Genomic DNA, 15,563 nt, shown 5'->3' on the forward strand with positions numbered 1-15,563 from the left:
ATGTCTTTCAGCAGACGTCAGTTTATCCAGCTTTCTGCCGGTGTGGCGCTCAGTGCCACGGTAATGCCGCATGCGGCACGTGCCGCTTCCTTGCGTGGTGACACGCCGCTTCCCGTTCCGCCGTTGATCGAATCCCGCCGGGGTCAGCCGCTGTTTCTGACCTTACAGCGCAGCCACTGGTCGTTTAACGGTGACAATAACAAGGTGCCGGTCTGGGGCATCAATGGCATGTACCTTGGGCCAACTGTCCGTGTTTACAGCGGCGATGATGTCAAACTGATCTACAGTAACCGCCTCAATGAACCGGTTTCGATGACCGTCAGCGGCCTGCAGGTGCCAGGGGCACTGATGGGCGGCGCGCCGCGGATGATGTCAGCGGGCGTCGACTGGGCACCGGTGTTACCGATTCGTCAGAACGCCGCCACCTGCTGGTATCACGCCAACACGCCAAACCGCATGGCACCGCACGTCTATAACGGCCTGGCGGGCATGTGGCTGATCGAGGACGACCTCAGTAAGCAGCTTCCGTTGCCAAAACACTATGGCGTGGATGACTTTCCGCTGATCATTCAGGACAAGCGGCTGGATAATTTTGCGACACCGGTTTATGACCCACCCGCTGACGGCGGTTTCCTGGGCGATACGCTGCTGGTTAATGGCGTACGCAATCCGTTTATTGAGGTATCACGCGGCTGGGTGCGCCTGCGGTTGCTCAATGCCTCCAATGCCCGACGTTACGAACTCAGCATCAGTGATAACCGACCGTTTACGGTCATCGCCAGCGATCAGGGTTTTTTACCGTCGCCGGTAGCGGTACAGCGGTTAACGCTGGCTCCCGGTGAGCGGCGCGAAGTTCTGGTGGATATGTCACAAGGGGATGAGGTCTCCATTACGGCGGGCACCGCGGCTGGCATCATGGATCGCCTGCGCGGTTTCTTCGAGCCTTCGACGATTTTGACCTCAACGCTGGTGCTCACGCTTCGCCCCACTGGCCTGCTGCCGCTGGTGACGGATAATCTGCCAATGCGTTTACTGGCCGATCAGATTCTGGACGGCGCTTCGGTGCGTACCCGGGAGTTTCGTATCGGCGACAGTATGCCCGGCATCAACGGTGCCGTGTGGGATATGAACCGCATTGATACCACCGCGCAGCAGGGCACATTTGAGCGCTGGATTATCCGTGCCGATCGTCCGCAATCGTTGCATATTCAGGGCGTAATGTTCCTCATTAAGAGCGTGAACGGTGCGCAGTCGATGGGGGAAGACCGGGGCTGGAAAGACACCGTCTGGGTGGACGGCGAGGTCGAACTGCTGGTCAACTTTACCCAAAGCTCTTCAGACCATTTCCCGTTTGTCTATTACAGTCAGACGCTGGAGCTGGCGGATCGGGGAACGGCAGGTCAGCTGCTGGTGCAGCCCGCCACGGCATAACGGAGCAGACTGTGCCGGGCAGGGCTTTCAGCTTTTGCGTTTGGCTAGCGCAGAAGCTGCAACATCAGTTGGGGCATCTGATTTGCCTGGGCCAGCATGGCGGTACCGGCCTGCTGTAAAATCTGCGCCTGTGACATCGCCGATACCTCCGCAGCGTAGTCTACGTCCTCTATCCTGCTACGGGCAGAGGTAAGGTTTGTGACCATATTGTTCAGGTTGGCGATAACCGACTGAAAGCGGTTCTCATAGGCACCCAGCATACTACGCTGACTATCAACGGATTTAATCGCCCGATCGAGATCGGCCAAAGGCGTACCGTCTGTCGCGGTTCCACTTGCTCCGCCGGTAACATCCCCTTTTAAAACGTCAAAGCCTTCTGCCGCAACCGTACGGGCCACGCCATTTACGGTATCTCCTGAGGTCATTTGCCGGATATTAAGTGTTGAGCCGGTGGTACCCGCTTTCAGAAGGTTATAGCTGTCGCTGGCATCCAGATCGATCGTGATCGTTTCGCCGTCTTCCGCACCGACCTGAAAGCGATACGCAGCCGAGCCCGATCCGGTATTCAGCATACTAATGCCGTTAAAATTCGTTTGTGCGGTAATACGGTTAATCTCCTCCATTCGCTGATTCACTTCTGTCTGAATAGAGTCGATATCCGCAGCGGAGTTGCTGCCATTTTGCGCCTGCACCGTCAGGTCACGTATGCGTTGCAGATTGTCGTTAATCGTGGAGAGCGCCCCTTCAGCGGTTTGTGATAGCGAAATCGCATCATTGGCATTCCTGCCCGCTACCGTCATGCCGTCGATGTTTGAGGTCAAACGATTAGCAATCGCCATTCCCGCCGCATCATCTTTCGCACTGTTAATGCGCAAACCTGAAGACAGGCGCTCAATGGCGGTCGATAAAGCATTTTGAGAGTTATACAGATCGTTTTGAACGATCAACGACACGATATTGGTATTGATAACCGACATGATACGCTCCCTGGTTAAGTCGCTTAACGTTCTGAAAACCGTGAAATGACGTTCAATGGTGGTAGCCGGGATCACGCGACAGGTGTGGCAGAAAACAGTATTACCTGCACAACGACGTTTTCACAAAAGCGGAGCGGCTTCGGTGTGTTGCAAAATTTTACCTGTTATAACAAGGTAAGGTGAGGTGATTATAATTTTAAGTTTTTGATTTAAAAGACAAAATACAGGGGCGGATTAAGGTGTCAGCGTTCAGCGCAAAAAATTTGATTTAACAGAGCGGAAAGACCGGGGGATTTCGGTCAGGGACGGGTTTTTTTGCCCGGCGCCGCGCACTGCCCAGAAAGGCGTTGCGTAATTATTATGCGTTTTGTCATACATTTTAAGGACGTTTAACATTTTGCGTGGGCGCTAACCGTAAAAAAGCCCCTCCCGGAGGAGAGGCCTGCCCGAGGCGTGCATCGGGTCCGATGCGCCCGTATTAGCCGTTAAACGTATCCGGGTCAGGACCTAAACGCTTACCGGTATCAAGCTGGGCAATCTCACTCATTTCTGCCTTATCCAGGCGGAAATCGAACACATTGAAGTTTTCTTCGATGCGTGCCGGCGTGACGGATTTCGGGATAACCACCAGCCCGCTGTCCAGATGCCAGCGGATAACGATTTGCGCCGGCGTCTTACCGTATTTTTTGGCCAGAGACTTGATGATTTCCTGATCGAATACGCCTTCGCCGCCCTGAGCCAGGGGACTCCAGGACTCGGTCTGAATCTGGTGCATGGCGTTCCAGGCATGCAGCGTGCGCTGTTGCAGCATCGGATGCAGCTCGATCTGGTTGATCACCGGGGTTACACCGGTTTCTTCCAGCAGACGTTTCAGGTGCGGCTGGTTGAAGTTACAGACGCCGATGCTTTTGACCAGGCCTTGTTGCTGCATCGCAATCATGTTCTTCCAGGCGTCAACGTACTGATCTTTCTCCGGGCACGGCCAGTGCATCAGATACAGATCTACCTGCTCCAGCTTCAGTTTTTGCAGACTGGTTTCCAGTGCCTGCTGGACATTTTGCTGGTCAGCATTCCACAGTTTAGTGGTGATAAAAATATCCTCACGCGCGACATCGGTTTCCTGTAACGCCTGACCAATCGCTTCTTCATTTTTGTACGCGGCGGCGGTATCAATTGAACGATAGCCAACGTCCAGCGCTTTCAGCACGGCGTTGCGCGCATCTTCCATGCTGGCTTGCCACACGCCAAGTCCGAGCTGTGGCATCATGTTACCGTCGTGCAGTTTGATAATAGGTTGGTCTGCCATATCCTGCTCCTTACATTTGCAGTAAACCAGTGAGTCTTCGCTGTGCTTAAGTCTAGCTAACAATTTTCAGGCTGCCTGCGAACAGGCGAGGATAACCCTGCCTGATCCTGTAAACTTCTTGCCTGATTCTCCATTTTGCTGGCGATTTAACCAGGCGCGCGGCAAACTGCGCTTTTAATTTTCAGGAGTGATGATGCCCCACGACTTACTGTGTCAGCGGCTGGCTCAACAGGTGGTCACGCTGATGACGAACGGACGCGAACAGCTGTGTCCGGTGGAAAATGTCTCACTGATTTATGCGGGGCAGCACCGACCGCGTGAGCCCATCATGTATCAGCCCGGCATTGTCATTTTGTTTCAAGGCAGCAAAACCGGTTATCTGGGCAGTACGGTTTTTCAATACGACGCCACAAAATACCTGATGCTCACCGTGCCGCTCCCGGTCGAATGTGAAACCTGGGCGTCACCCGAGCAGCCTCTGGCCGGGATGTGCCTGCGCGTGGATACGGCCAGCCTGCAGGATTTGCTCATGGACATCGGTGATGACGAAGGGTTTCAGCCTCAGCCGTTGACCTCGGGCATTCACTCTGCCTTTCTCACGGAGCCAATGCTGTGTGCGGCAGAACGCCTGCTGGATGTGATGACCCAGCCTCGTGATGCAAGGGTGCTGGGGCCACAGATTGTGCGGGAAATTCTTTACTATGTGCTGACCGGCCCGATTGGGGGGGCACTGCTGTCACTGGTGAGTCGTCAGACGCAGTTCAGCCAGATTGCCCGGGCACTGCGCCGTATAGAGAATCACTATGCCGACAACCTCAGCGTGGACACGCTGGCGGCAGAGGTGAATATGAGTGTCTCAGCGTTTCATCATAATTTCAAAGCGGTGACGCAGACGTCGCCGCTGCAGTATCTCAAGCGGTATCGCCTGCATCAGGCGCGTTTACTGATGCTGCAGGACGGCCTGAAAGCCAGCGTCGCGGCGGTGCGCGTCGGTTATGAGAGTCCGTCGCAGTTTTCGCGGGAGTTTAAGCGCTACTTTGGCGTGACGCCGGGTGAGGAAGTGAATCGGGTGCGTCAGACGGTGGCCGAACCGCCCGCCTGACGCACGCGTGATCAGGCTCTTTGACGACGTTTTTTCCAGATAACCACGATGCTGCCAACCAGCCCGACGACCAGCAGCACCATCGGTAATACCATCAGGACAGCCATCACCTGATCTTCGTGCCGTTTGATAAACGGCACCTGGCTGATGCCGTAACCCAGCGTCACCACAATGCCCACCCACAGCAGACCGCTCAGCCAGTTAAACAGCTGAAAACGGCTGTTCTTCAGGCCGGAAATGCCCGCCATTGTTGGCAAAATGGTACGAATAAAGGCCAGAAAACGTCCCACCAGCAGCGCCATCAGGCCATGACGATTAAACATATTCCATGCGCGTTGGTGATATTGTGCCGGAAGCTGCATCAGCCAGCTCTTAACCAGTCGGGTATTACCCAGCCAGCGGCCTTGCAGGTAACTGAGCCAGCAGCCCAGACTGGCGGCGGTGGTCAGGATCAAAAGCGTGGGGAAAAAATCCATCACGCCTTTGGCTACCATCGCGCCAGCCAGCAGCAGCAGACTGTCGCCGGGCAGAAAAGAGGCGGGCAGTAAACCATTTTCCAGGAATAGCGTCATAAACATCACGCTGTAGACGATCCATACCACTTCCGGATTGGCCAGCGCGGCGAAGTCTTGATGCCAAAGCGCGTGCACAATCTCATGTAAAACACCCATTAGCTATCCCATTACGTCACAATCATGCTGAATTATAGTGTTCAGATCGGCCTGACCTCTTGGTTGTCGCCTGCCCCAGAGTGGGCGACAACCTTAACCTGCGGGGGTTCTTCTGCTCGCTGAACACTTTTATATTAAGAGAATTTTAACATCTATCTGGCTGTGGCCTGTCGATATATCACACGGGTCTGTATCTGGTTTATATCAGGTTTACTCTTTTAGCGCGTCAGGCGTGTAAAACCCGCTTCAAGATCAACCAGTAAATCATCCACATGTTCCAGACCGATGTGCAGCCGTACCAGCGTACCGCTGAAATCAACGCCGCCCGCCGGGCGAATAGCCGCCAGCTCTTCGGGTTGACTGGCTAAAATCAGCGACTCATAACCGCCCCATGAGTACGCCATGCTAAAGTGCTGAAAATGATCAAGATACATCGCTAACTGCTCGCGGCTCAGTTTTTCCTTCAGCACAAACGAAAATAATCCGCTGCTGCCGCTGAAGTCGCGTTGCCAGAAGGCGTGACCGGGGCATGCGGGCAGCGCCGGATGATTCACTCTGGCGACCTCCGGGCGGGCGGCCAGCCATTCTGCGACCTGAAGTGCACTTTCTTCATGCTGCCGCAGACGTACGCCCAGCGTACGTAATCCCCGGCTGGCCATGTAGGCGGTATCGGCATCCACCATCTGCCCCATCAGGTAGCTGTTCTCGCGCAGTTGCTCCCAGCAGCGGGCATTGGCGACGGCGGTCCCAATCATGGCATCGCTGTGACCAATCAGGTATTTGGTGCCAGCCTGAATCGAAATATCCACGCCCAGCGCAAGAGGACGAAACAGCACGCCCGCCGCCCAGGTGTTGTCAATCATAATAATCGCGTCCGGTGCTTTTGCGCGCACCGCCGCCACAATGGCGGGGACGTCCTGCACTTCCATCGTGATGGAGGCGGGCGACTCCAGGAACACCACGCGCGTGTTGGGCTGAATCAGGGTGGCGATCGCATCGCCGATGCCGTGATCAAACCAGGTGGTGGAGACCTGAAGTTTAGCAAGGATTTTGGTGCAGAAATCCTGGGTTGGTTCATACACCGCGCCGCTCATCAGCACATGATCGCCTGCTTCAACAAACGCCAGAATAGCGTTAGAGACCGCTGCGGCGCCGCAAGGATACAGCACACAGCCCGCGCCGCCTTCCAGCTCTGTCATGGCGTCCTGCAAGGCAAAGTGGGTCAGCGTGCCACGACGACCATAAAACAGTTCGCCCTTTGCCCGCCCTGCGGTCGCGCGTTTTTTTTCCGCAACGGTATCGAAAACCAGCGACGAGGCTCGCTGAATGACCGCATTCACCGAACCCTGGGTGTAACGTTTATCGCGTCCTGCGCTGACGAGTGTGGTATCAATTTTTTTTGTGGTCATGAACTCCCTGCCTTGCCGCTTGCACCTGAGCCTTCACGTTAGCACGAATTCGGCGATGACGTTGAGGGGCAACACAGATTATTCGCGCAGCAACAGGGAGATTTCCCGTGCGGCCTCCTGCAGTAGCGGCAAATGGTGTTGACGCAGCGTATCCGCAGAAACCTGTCCGGCATGGACGCCGACGTTCAGAGCGGCCACGATGCGTCCGTCCGCGCCACAAAGCGGCACGGCAAGCGAACGCAGACCGATTTCCAGTTCCTGATCGTTAATGGCGTAACCCTGCTGCCGGACGCGGGCCAGTTCTTCACGCAGCGCGCTGCTGCTGACCAGCGTGTGGCTGGTATAACGCAGCTGGGTCAGCCGCGCCAGATAGTCGTTCAATGGCTCAGCGGCAAGCCCGCTCAGCAGCACTCTGCCCATGGAGGTGGTACTGGCGGGCAGACGACTGCCGATATGCAGGTCGATCGTCATGATGCGCGACGCGGACGCGCGGGCGATATAGAGAATGTCATCTCCGTCCAGCACCGCCATTGAGCAGGACTCGTTCAGCGTCTGGCTCAGCTGGCGTAAAACCGGCTGTGAGGCGCTGGCGAGCGGCGTGGCGCCCAGCCAGTTATGACCCAGAGTGAGCACGCGCGGACGCAGTTCAAAGTTTTTACCATCTTCGGCGTAGACAAAACCCAGCTTACTCAGGGTGTACAGACAGCGCCGCACGGCTGCGCGCGGAATACCGGTGCGCTGACTGATTTGCGACACGGACATCACGCGTCGCTGTGGGGTGAATGCCTGCAAGACCTCCAGCCCACGCGCCAGTGAAGCCATAAAGTTCGGATCCCCTTTCCAGGGATCGCTGCTGCCGCGCAGCGTCTGATCGTCATCCATCATGCTTTTCTCCCGAGATTAACAGGATCGTCCTGCAACTGTGCGAACGATCACATTGTGCCATTTGGTTTTGCCAGTGACCGATAATCGCACACTATTTCGATAATCGGTATTGTTTGCACTCACAGAGCGATCTACTTTTTGGCTATTCACTACTAACCGGCTGATGCCGGGCTAAAGGAACAGCTAATGATCAATAAAAGTGTGGCAACACTGGCAGAGGCCGTGGCGGTCATCCCGGACGGGGCCAGCATCATGATTGGCGGATTTGGACCTGCCGGTCAGCCGCTGGAACTGATCGATGCGTTGATCGAAAGCGGCGCTCGCGGGCTGACGGTGATCAGCAATAACGCTGGCAACGGTGACAGCGGCCTGGCCGCGCTGCTTAAGGCAGGCCGCGTTGATAAAATGATTTGTTCATTTCCGCGCCAGGTTGACTCCTGGGTGTTCGATGAGCGCTATCGTCGTGGAGAGATTGAACTGGAGCTGGTGCCGCAGGGCAACCTTGCCGCCAGGATGCAGGCCGCAGGCAGCGGTTTAGGCGGCATTTTCACCCCCACCGCCTTTGGCACGCCGCTGGCGGAAGGCAAGGAAACGCGGGAAATCGATGGCCGCCATTACGTGTTCGAAAAACCGCTCAAAGCCGATTTCGCGCTTATCAAAGCCCATCAGGGCGACCGCTGGGGCAACCTGGTGTACCGCAAAGCGGCGCGGAATTTTGGCCCCGTGATGGCGATGGCCGCCACCACGACCATTGCCCAGGTAGCAGAGCTGGTGCCGCTGGGCCAGCTCGATCCTGAAAACGTCGTCACGCCGGGCATTTTTGTCCAGCGCCTGGTGTGCGTTCCCCATCCCGTTACCCTGACCGTTTCAGCCTGAGGAGTCGGCAATGCAAAAACTCACCCGTGACCAACTGGCACAGCGCGTGGCGCGCGATATTCCGGAAGGGGCTTACGTTAACCTGGGGATTGGCCTGCCGACCCGCATTGCGAACTATCTGCCTGCGGACAAAGAAATCTTTCTGCACAGCGAAAACGGACTGCTCGGCATGGGGCCAGCGCCTGCGCCGGAAGACGCCGATCCGGAGCTGATCAATGCCGGAAAAGAGCTGGTAACCCTGCTGCCGGGCGGCTGCTTTTTCCATCATGGCGACTCCTTTGCCATGATGCGTGGCGGGCATCTGGATATCTGCGTCATGGGCGCGTACCAGGTATCCGTTAGCGGCGATCTGGCGAACTGGAGTACCGGTGCGCAGGATGCAATTCCTGCTGTCGGCGGCGCCATGGATCTCGCCATTGGCGCGCGCAAGGTTTACGTGATGATGGACTACCTGACGAAAAAAGGGGAATGCAAGCTGGTGAAGCAGTGCAGCTATCCGCTCACCGGGCTGGGGTGCGTCAGCCGGATCTATACGGATATGGCCGTGATTGATATTACGCCGGACGGTCCGCTGGTGGTCGAGTGCTGCCCCGGACTGAGTTTCGAGGCGCTCCAGGCGGTCACGCCGGTGCGTTTACTGCAACCTGAACTGGCGACCACCGCCTGAGGAATCGCGAATGCAACAGGCTTTTATTTGTGATGCGCTCCGCACTCCATTTGGCCGTTATGGCGGCGCGCTCGCGGGAATTCGGGCAGACGATTTGGCGGCCTTACCGCTGGCGGCGCTGCTTGCCCGTCAGCCTGCTTCTGTCGCGCAGGCGATCGATGATGTGATCTATGGCTGCGCCAATCAGGCAGGCGAAGACAATCGTAACGTGGCGCGTATGGCCCTGTTACTGGCCGGGCTGCCGTCCAGCGTGCCCGGCACGACGATCAATCGTCTTTGCGGTTCTGGGCTGGATGCCATCGGCATGGCGGCCAGGGCAATAAAATGCGGCGAAGCCGAGGTCATGATCGCAGGCGGCGTAGAGAGTATGTCGCGCGCGCCCTTCGTGACCGGAAAAGCAGAAAGCGCGTTTAGTCGCAGCCTGAAAATGGAAGACACCACCATGGGATGGCGTTTCATCAACCCGCAGATGCGCGCCCGCTTTGGCGTTGAAACCATGCCGGAAACGGCGGAAAACGTGGCACGCGATTTTGCTATCAGCCGCGCCGATCAGGATGCCTTTGCGTTACGCAGCCAGCTTCGTACCGCGCGTGCGCAGGAGATGGGACTGTTCAGTGACGAGCTGATGACCGTCACTCTCCCGCAGCGCAAAGGGGAAGCTATCACTGTTGCCTGCGATGAGCATCCGCGCAGTACCTCCCTGGCGGCGCTGGCGGGATTAAAAGGCGTCGTGACGCCGGACGGCAGCGTGACGGCAGGCAACGCCTCGGGCATCAATGACGGGGCCTGCGCCTTATTACTCGCCAGTGAAAACGCGGTTGCCGCCCACGGCCTCACGCCGCTGGTGCGTGTGGTCGCGATGGCTGCCTGCGGCGTTGAACCGCGTATCATGGGTTATGGTCCCGTACCTGCGGTACGCAAAGTGCTGGCCCAGAGTGGCCTGACGCTGGCACAAATGGACGTAATCGAATTAAATGAAGCGTTTGCTGCCCAGGCGCTGGCCGTGACGCGGGCGCTCGGGCTGGCCGACGATGCCGCGCAGGTGAACCCTAACGGCGGCGCAATAGCGCTGGGCCATCCGCTCGGCGCATCCGGTGGCAGGCTGACCATGACCGCGGCCTATCACCTGCGGCGCACCGGAGGACGTTACGCACTCTGCACCATGTGCGTCGGTGTCGGGCAGGGAATCGCACTTATTCTGGAACGGGTATAATCAATGTCTCTTTACCGCGCCATGTTTATGGCTTCTCCTCTCAGTGAGGGCTTCAGCGATACGGCGCTGCTGCAGGGGATGCTTGATTTTGAAGCTGGCCTGGCACAGGCGCTTGCCAGTGCGGGGCTGATGGACCGCGAATCTGCGCAGATCATTCAGGACTGCTGCCGTGCCGACGCGATCGATGCCGCTGCGCTGACCCAGGCCGCAGGGCTGGCCGGCAACCTGGCGATTCCCCTCGTCAAACAATTGACCGCTTTGGTGGCTGCCCGATCGCCCGAGGCGGCGCGCTATGTCCACTGGGGCGCAACCAGCCAGGACGCAATCGACAGCGGACTGATGCTGCAACTGCGCGCGGCGCTCAGCGGTACGGCTACGCTGCTGGATCGGCTGATTGCCGTGCTGAGCGCGCAGTGCGAACGGCACAGCAAAACGCTGATGGTCGGACGCACGTGGTTGCAACATGCCTTGCCCGTTACCCTTGGGCTGAAGCTGGCAGGCACGCTGGACGCCCTGGTACGCGATCGACAACGCCTCAGGGCGATGCAGACGCGGGTACTGGCGCTGCAGTTTGGCGGGGCGGCAGGCACGCTGGCCTCGCTGGGCGATAAAGGCGAGCAGGTCGAGCAGGCACTGTCCGAGGCGCTGAATTTGCCGCGTAGCGCCACGCCCTGGCATGCTCAGCGCGACAGGCTTACCGAGCTGGCAGGCTGGTATGCCGGCCTGACCGGGACGCTGGGCAAGCTGGCGCGGGATATGTCGCTGCTGATGCAGAGCGAGGTAGGGGAGATCAGCGAACCTCAGGCGGCAGGGCGGGGCGGCTCCTCAACCATGCCGCATAAACGTAACCCGGTACTGTGCGCCGCCATTCTCAGCGCGGCCAATCGGGTACCGGCGCTGATGTCCGGTCTGTATGCCGGGATGGTGCAGGAACACGAGCGTGCGCTGGGTGGCTGGCAGGCCGAGTGGCAGAGCCTGCCGCAGCTGATTGTACTGAGCGGCGCGGCGCTGGCCCACAGCACGGAACTGATCGACGGGCTGGAGGTGCATGAAGATGCCATGCAACGTAACCTTGGCCTGACGCAGGGATTAATTATGGCGGAAGCGGTCACGCTGGCGCTGGCGAACGAGATGGGACGCCAGCAGGCGCACCATCATATTGAGCAGTGCTGCCGCCGGGCGCTGGACACACAGCAGAGTTTGTTGTCCGTACTGAGCGCGGATGAAACGGTCAGAACGCGCCTGAGTCATTCAACGCTGGAGGCACTGCTCGACCCGGCCAATGCCACGGGCAGTGCGGCGCGCTTTATTCAACAGGTTTTAGCGGCGGCGAGGGAATCATGACACTTCATTACATCCTTGAGGGACCAGACGATGCTCCGGTGGTGTTATTCAGCAACTCCTTAGGAACGGAGGCAGACATGTGGCAGCCCCAGCGCGATGCGCTGATCGGTCATTATCGCATTCTGCGTTACGATGTCCCGGGGCACGGTGCCTCGGCACCGAACGGACAAACCAGTTCGCTGGAACAGCTGGGGAGGGCGGTGCTGTCGCTGCTGGATAAGCTGGCTATCGACAGGGTGCATTTTTGCGGCATTTCGATGGGCGGGCTGACCGGGCTCTGGCTGGCCCGTTTCCATCCTCATCGCCTGATCACGCTCACGGTCGCCAACAGCGCCGCGAAGATCGGTGAGTCTGCGGCCTGGCAGCAGCGCGCAGCGCAGGTGCGTCAGTACGGTATGGCGGCGATTGCTGACGGGGCCACCGCACGCTGGTTTACGCCGGTGTTCAGCGAACGGGCACCCGCCACCGTGCAGGCGTTGCTCACGCAACTGCGTGCCTGTGATGCAGAAAGTTATGCGGACTGCTGCGATGCGCTGGCTGCCGCAGATTTACGTCACGAACTGGCGGCCATTCATCTTCCTGTGCTGGTCATTGCGGGGCGGGACGATGCCGTGACGACGGTGGCCGACGCAGAAGCCATGGTGGCGCACATCCACGGCGCGCAGCTGGTGGTGTTGCCTGCGTCGCATCTTTCCAGTGTGGAGGTGTGGCTGGCGTTTAATCGTGCCCTGCAGCCGTTTATTGACGCGCAACTGACGCAGCAGCAGCGTTATCAGCAGGGAATGACGCTGCGCCGCGCGGTACTCGGTGACGCGCATGTGGAGCGCACTTTGGAGAATCTGTCCCCTCTGAACGACGAATTTCAACACTTCATCAGTCGTTACGCCTGGGGAGAGATCTGGACCCGGCCCGGATTGTCGCGCCACACGCGCAGCCTGATCACCATCGGTATGCTGATTGCGCTTAACCGTGAAGCCGAACTGAAAATGCATCTGCGGGCCGCATTCAATAACGGGGTCAGTCGGGATGAGATCAAAGAGGTACTGATGCATGCCGCGCTGTATTGTGGCCTGCCTGCGGCGAACGCGGCGTTCCACCTGGCGCAAAGCATTTTCGACGAGCGGGATAGTGCCCGTTAAATCGCGGCGTCAGACCGGGACATCCAGCACCCGCTGACGCAATGCCGCCACCAGATGTTGTTGTTCAGGGGGCGGTGTATGCTGCTGACGGGTCAGGATGCCCACCGCTTCGGCCATGCCCTGGTTCGGCAGCGGCAGAGCCCGAAGCTGATTACTCGTTAAGTCGTCGCGCACCGCGCCGTAGGGCACCAGCCAGACGTAACCGTGGTTTTGCGTCAGCCGCCGCGCCAGCGTCGTTGACAGGGTTTCTACCGCGCCTTCGGGCAGGGTCAGCCCATGGCTGGTCATCAGCGATTCCGCATTTTGACGCGGTACGGTGCCGCGTGGCGAAAGGATCAACGGCCAACTGAGCGCTTCTGCCAGGGTCACGCCCGCATGCAGCAAGGGGTGGTGCGGGGCCACGACCAGACGCAGTGTTTCCAGATACAACAGTTCAAAGTTCAGACCGTCCATCAGAACCGGTTCCGCCATCCGTCCGATTCCCAGCGTCATTTGCCCCGACTTTATCGCCATCAGCAGCGCGTCGTTCGAAAGCGTAGTGACCTGTATACGCCAGCCCGGATAGTGCTGCTGCAGGCTGGCCAGCACCGGCGCAACCACGCTGCCGATGGCGGTCGGCAAGGCACCGATATGCAGAGGCGCGAGATGTGGCGCGCTGTCCGGACGCATGACCTGATCGACCAGCGTAAGTGCATCCAGGATGCGAATGGCGTCATGCAGAAAGCGCGTCCCGCTGGCGGTCAGCGCTGTTCCCTGGCGGCTGCGCACCAGCAGTTGTTCACCGGTCAGGTATTCCAGTTCGCTGAGGGTTTTCGATAAGGCGGGCTGAGTAATACCCAGTTGGCGGGCGGCACGGCCCAGCGTCCCTTGCTGCGCGGTGGCAACAAAAGCGTGAAGATGACGCAGGCGCACGCGCTGACTGAACCGGGAAACACTATCCATGGCTCATGGTAAGAATTTGCCGCCGCAGCGGCAAGGACAATGTAGCGAGATTGTTAAGCGTCAGACATCAAAAAATACGGTTTCGTTTTCGCCCTGCAGAACGATATCGAAACGGTAAACCGTTTCGCTGCCGCGTTGTTCACGGTGTGCCAGCAGGGTGTTGCGCCGCTTCTCCCACTCAATCAGATTCAGCACCGGATCCCGGGCATTTGCCGCCTGTTCATCGGCAAAATAGAGGCGGGTGTTCAGGCCGATATTGATACCTCGTGCCACAATCCATAAGTTGAGGTGCGGCGCCATGGGACGTCCGTCGCGGCCGGTCACGCTGCCGGGCTTGATGGTTTCAAAACGCCAGATGCCGCTGTCAAAATCGGAGCAGGTGCGCCCCCAGCCGCGAAACGCCGGATCCAGCGGCTTGTCGTGCTGCTGGTCAGCGGGATGCTGGTAGCGCCCGGCGGCATTGGCCTGCCACACTTCAATCAGCACATCGCGCACCGGCGTGCCAGAACCATCGTAAACACAGCCTTCAACGGTAATGCGCTCACCGCGCGTTTCCGGCTGCGTGAGCACCTCGCTGAAATTATGTTCAAAGATATCAAAGCCTGCGGCATGCGGTGCCAGGCCAATGTGCACGTAAGGGCCGGCAGTTTGTGAGGCCGTTTCAGGCAGATAGTTTTTCATGATGCGGCTCCCTGAGTGCGGTTTTCGAACCAGGTTGCGCGGTGACCCCGCAATACCAGATCAAAGCGATAGGCCAGACAGTCCAGGGGAATCGCCGAATGCGTATCCAGCTCTGCAATCAGGGTGCGGACGGCTTCTTCGCTGCCTACCGACTGCAGGATAGGACAGCGTCCTACCAGCGGATCGCCCTCAAAATACATCTGCGTAATCAAGCGCTGAGCAAAGGCTTCGCCAGAAAGGGAAAAATGAATATGGGCTGGACGCCAGTCGCTGACCTGGTTACGCCAGGGATAGGGGCCGGGCTTAATGGTCCGAAAGCAGTAGTAGCCATTGTCGTCGGTCAGCATGCGACCACAGCCGCCAAAATTCGGATCGATGGGGGCCAGATACTGATCTTTTTTATGACGATAGCGACCGCCAGCATTGGCCTGCCATACCTCAACCAGGGCATTCCGCACCGGCTGACCAAACGCATCGCGCACGTAACCATGCACAATGATGCGCTCGCCAATCGGCAGGCCGTCCTTCGCATAATTAAGAATCAGATCGCTGTCCCGGGGGCCCAGCTCCTGACGGGTGAACACCGGTGCGGTGATTTCCGATAAGGAATTTTGCAGCGAAATCAGCGCATTGCGCGGCGAGCGCAGTATGCTGGTTTTGTACAACGGCGCAAGCGCCGGCGGGTGATGGCGGTAATCACGGTGTACCAGTTCACGGGCGGGCCAGTCATTTTTCATCCAGGCATCCTTATTGTTTTGTTTTTCGCGTACAGAGGAACGAGTGTAGGAAGCGTAACTTGTAAAAGAAAAGTGAAAAAACGTAGCTGTACTCATAACCAAAAATCATGACCTGTCACATTGACGAAATGTTCCATCTGGTTCATAACAATTGCCAATCTCCGTTAGCAGAACGCCTCGCTG

15 protein-coding genes and 1 pseudogene are annotated in these 15,563 nt (G+C 58.2%); 8 read left to right on the top strand and 8 right to left on the bottom strand.

The features are described 5' to 3' along the window. On the top strand, positions 1-1,431 hold the full coding sequence (gene ftsP, locus C1N59_RS03440; RefSeq protein WP_039342152.1) for a cell division protein FtsP: 1,431 nt from the start codon (positions 1-3) through the stop codon (positions 1,429-1,431). Between the two features lie 44 nt (positions 1,432-1,475). Here the strand turns inward: ftsP and C1N59_RS03445 are convergent, their stop codons facing one another. Together C1N59_RS03445 and dkgA are read right to left on the bottom strand one after the other, a co-directional pair. Then, positions 1,476-2,408: a flagellin N-terminal helical domain-containing protein gene (locus tag C1N59_RS03445; RefSeq protein ID WP_033739799.1), complete on the bottom strand. Its 933-nt coding sequence runs from the start codon at positions 2,406-2,408 to the stop codon at positions 1,476-1,478. Positions 2,409-2,886: 478 nt separating this feature from the next. Then, positions 2,887-3,714, bottom strand: a complete 828-nt coding sequence (gene dkgA, locus C1N59_RS03450; protein ID WP_006118176.1) for a 2,5-didehydrogluconate reductase DkgA — start codon at positions 3,712-3,714, stop codon at positions 2,887-2,889. A 193-nt stretch (positions 3,715-3,907) separates the two neighbouring features. Here dkgA and C1N59_RS03455 point away from each other — a divergent pair, with 193 nt between their 5' ends. Continuing rightward, positions 3,908-4,816, top strand: a complete 909-nt coding sequence (locus tag C1N59_RS03455; RefSeq protein WP_033739797.1) for an AraC family transcriptional regulator — start codon at positions 3,908-3,910, stop codon at positions 4,814-4,816. Between the two features lie 11 nt (positions 4,817-4,827). Here C1N59_RS03455 and C1N59_RS03460 read toward each other — a convergent pair whose 3' ends face one another. The 3 genes from C1N59_RS03460 to C1N59_RS03470 all read right to left on the bottom strand — a co-directional run bounded on the left by C1N59_RS03460 (position 4,828) and on the right by C1N59_RS03470 (position 7,781). After that, a complete protein-coding gene (locus C1N59_RS03460) occupies positions 4,828-5,487 on the bottom strand; it encodes a DedA family protein (protein WP_006118175.1) in 660 nt (219 codons plus the stop codon). 218 nt (positions 5,488-5,705) lie between these two features. Beyond that, complete coding sequence (metC, locus tag C1N59_RS03465) at positions 5,706-6,896, bottom strand: cystathionine beta-lyase (RefSeq protein WP_394550327.1); 1,191 nt, start codon at positions 6,894-6,896, stop codon at positions 5,706-5,708. Positions 6,897-6,974: 78 nt separating this feature from the next. Continuing rightward, positions 6,975-7,781, bottom strand: coding sequence for an IclR family transcriptional regulator domain-containing protein (locus tag C1N59_RS03470; RefSeq protein ID WP_325992491.1), 807 nt, complete (start codon positions 7,779-7,781; stop codon positions 6,975-6,977). Between the two features lie 186 nt (positions 7,782-7,967). Here C1N59_RS03470 and C1N59_RS03475 point away from each other — a divergent pair, with 186 nt between their 5' ends. The 6 genes and pseudogenes from C1N59_RS03475 to pcaC all read left to right on the top strand — a co-directional run bounded on the left by C1N59_RS03475 (position 7,968) and on the right by pcaC (position 13,020). Continuing rightward, positions 7,968-8,657: a 3-oxoacid CoA-transferase subunit A gene (locus C1N59_RS03475; RefSeq protein ID WP_054633141.1), complete on the top strand. Its 690-nt coding sequence runs from the start codon at positions 7,968-7,970 to the stop codon at positions 8,655-8,657. A gap of 10 nt (positions 8,658-8,667) precedes the next feature. Next, positions 8,668-9,324 (top strand): 3-oxoacid CoA-transferase subunit B, encoded by a 657-nt coding sequence (locus tag C1N59_RS03480; RefSeq protein ID WP_033739788.1) that lies wholly within the window; start codon positions 8,668-8,670, stop codon positions 9,322-9,324. A gap of 10 nt (positions 9,325-9,334) precedes the next feature. Next, positions 9,335-10,537: a 3-oxoadipyl-CoA thiolase gene (gene pcaF / locus C1N59_RS03485; RefSeq protein WP_039342167.1), complete on the top strand. Its 1,203-nt coding sequence runs from the start codon at positions 9,335-9,337 to the stop codon at positions 10,535-10,537. Between the two features lie 3 nt (positions 10,538-10,540). Continuing rightward, positions 10,541-11,881, top strand: a complete 1,341-nt coding sequence (locus C1N59_RS03490; protein WP_205952298.1) for a 3-carboxy-cis,cis-muconate cycloisomerase — start codon at positions 10,541-10,543, stop codon at positions 11,879-11,881. Further along, a pseudogene (gene pcaD / locus C1N59_RS03495) lies at positions 11,878-12,633 on the top strand (3-oxoadipate enol-lactonase); the annotation flags it as partial. The gene C1N59_RS03490 and the pseudogene pcaD, both read left to right, overlap by 4 nt. Next, on the top strand, positions 12,634-13,020 hold the full coding sequence (gene pcaC, locus C1N59_RS03500) for a 4-carboxymuconolactone decarboxylase (protein ID WP_394550780.1): 387 nt from the start codon (positions 12,634-12,636) through the stop codon (positions 13,018-13,020). A gap of 9 nt (positions 13,021-13,029) precedes the next feature. On the opposite strand, the gene C1N59_RS03505 is transcribed toward pcaC, so the two are convergent. From C1N59_RS03505 to pcaH, 3 genes are read right to left on the bottom strand one after another with little or no spacing between them, the layout of a single operon-like run. After that, on the bottom strand, positions 13,030-13,962 hold the full coding sequence (locus tag C1N59_RS03505) for a LysR substrate-binding domain-containing protein (RefSeq protein ID WP_033739783.1): 933 nt from the start codon (positions 13,960-13,962) through the stop codon (positions 13,030-13,032). Between the two features lie 60 nt (positions 13,963-14,022). Continuing rightward, complete coding sequence (gene pcaG, locus C1N59_RS03510; protein WP_033739781.1) at positions 14,023-14,643, bottom strand: protocatechuate 3,4-dioxygenase subunit alpha; 621 nt, start codon at positions 14,641-14,643, stop codon at positions 14,023-14,025. Further along, positions 14,640-15,380 carry a protocatechuate 3,4-dioxygenase subunit beta gene (gene pcaH, locus C1N59_RS03515; protein WP_033739780.1) on the bottom strand — a complete coding sequence of 247 codons (741 nt, stop codon included), beginning with the start codon at positions 15,378-15,380 and terminating at the stop codon, positions 14,640-14,642. Before pcaH ends, pcaG begins: the two co-directional genes overlap by 4 nt. Positions 15,381-15,563 lie beyond the last annotated feature (183 nt).

The sequence above is a fragment of the Pantoea sp. SGAir0183 genome (assembly GCF_043545505.1).

What these genes read in the sequence shown, in the direction of transcription:
- dkgA (WP_006118176.1), bottom strand. Translation starts at nt 3,714, where the DNA reads ATGGCAGACCAACCTATTATCAAACTGCACGACGGTAACATGATGCCA.
- ftsP (WP_039342152.1), top strand. Translation starts at nt 1, where the DNA reads ATGTCTTTCAGCAGACGTCAGTTTATCCAGCTTTCTGCCGGTGTGGCG.
- C1N59_RS03505 (WP_033739783.1), bottom strand. Translation starts at nt 13,962, where the DNA reads ATGGATAGTGTTTCCCGGTTCAGTCAGCGCGTGCGCCTGCGTCATCTT.
- C1N59_RS03475 (WP_054633141.1), top strand. Translation starts at nt 7,968, where the DNA reads ATGATCAATAAAAGTGTGGCAACACTGGCAGAGGCCGTGGCGGTCATC.
- C1N59_RS03445 (WP_033739799.1), bottom strand. Translation starts at nt 2,408, where the DNA reads ATGTCGGTTATCAATACCAATATCGTGTCGTTGATCGTTCAAAACGAT.
- C1N59_RS03470 (WP_325992491.1), bottom strand. Translation starts at nt 7,781, where the DNA reads ATGATGGATGACGATCAGACGCTGCGCGGCAGCAGCGATCCCTGGAAA.
- pcaG (WP_033739781.1), bottom strand. Translation starts at nt 14,643, where the DNA reads ATGAAAAACTATCTGCCTGAAACGGCCTCACAAACTGCCGGCCCTTAC.
- metC (WP_394550327.1), bottom strand. Translation starts at nt 6,896, where the DNA reads ATGACCACAAAAAAAATTGATACCACACTCGTCAGCGCAGGACGCGAT.
- pcaH (WP_033739780.1), bottom strand. Translation starts at nt 15,380, where the DNA reads ATGAAAAATGACTGGCCCGCCCGTGAACTGGTACACCGTGATTACCGC.
- pcaF (WP_039342167.1), top strand. Translation starts at nt 9,335, where the DNA reads ATGCAACAGGCTTTTATTTGTGATGCGCTCCGCACTCCATTTGGCCGT.
- C1N59_RS03455 (WP_033739797.1), top strand. Translation starts at nt 3,908, where the DNA reads ATGCCCCACGACTTACTGTGTCAGCGGCTGGCTCAACAGGTGGTCACG.
- C1N59_RS03480 (WP_033739788.1), top strand. Translation starts at nt 8,668, where the DNA reads ATGCAAAAACTCACCCGTGACCAACTGGCACAGCGCGTGGCGCGCGAT.
- C1N59_RS03460 (WP_006118175.1), bottom strand. Translation starts at nt 5,487, where the DNA reads ATGGGTGTTTTACATGAGATTGTGCACGCGCTTTGGCATCAAGACTTC.
- C1N59_RS03490 (WP_205952298.1), top strand. Translation starts at nt 10,541, where the DNA reads ATGTCTCTTTACCGCGCCATGTTTATGGCTTCTCCTCTCAGTGAGGGC.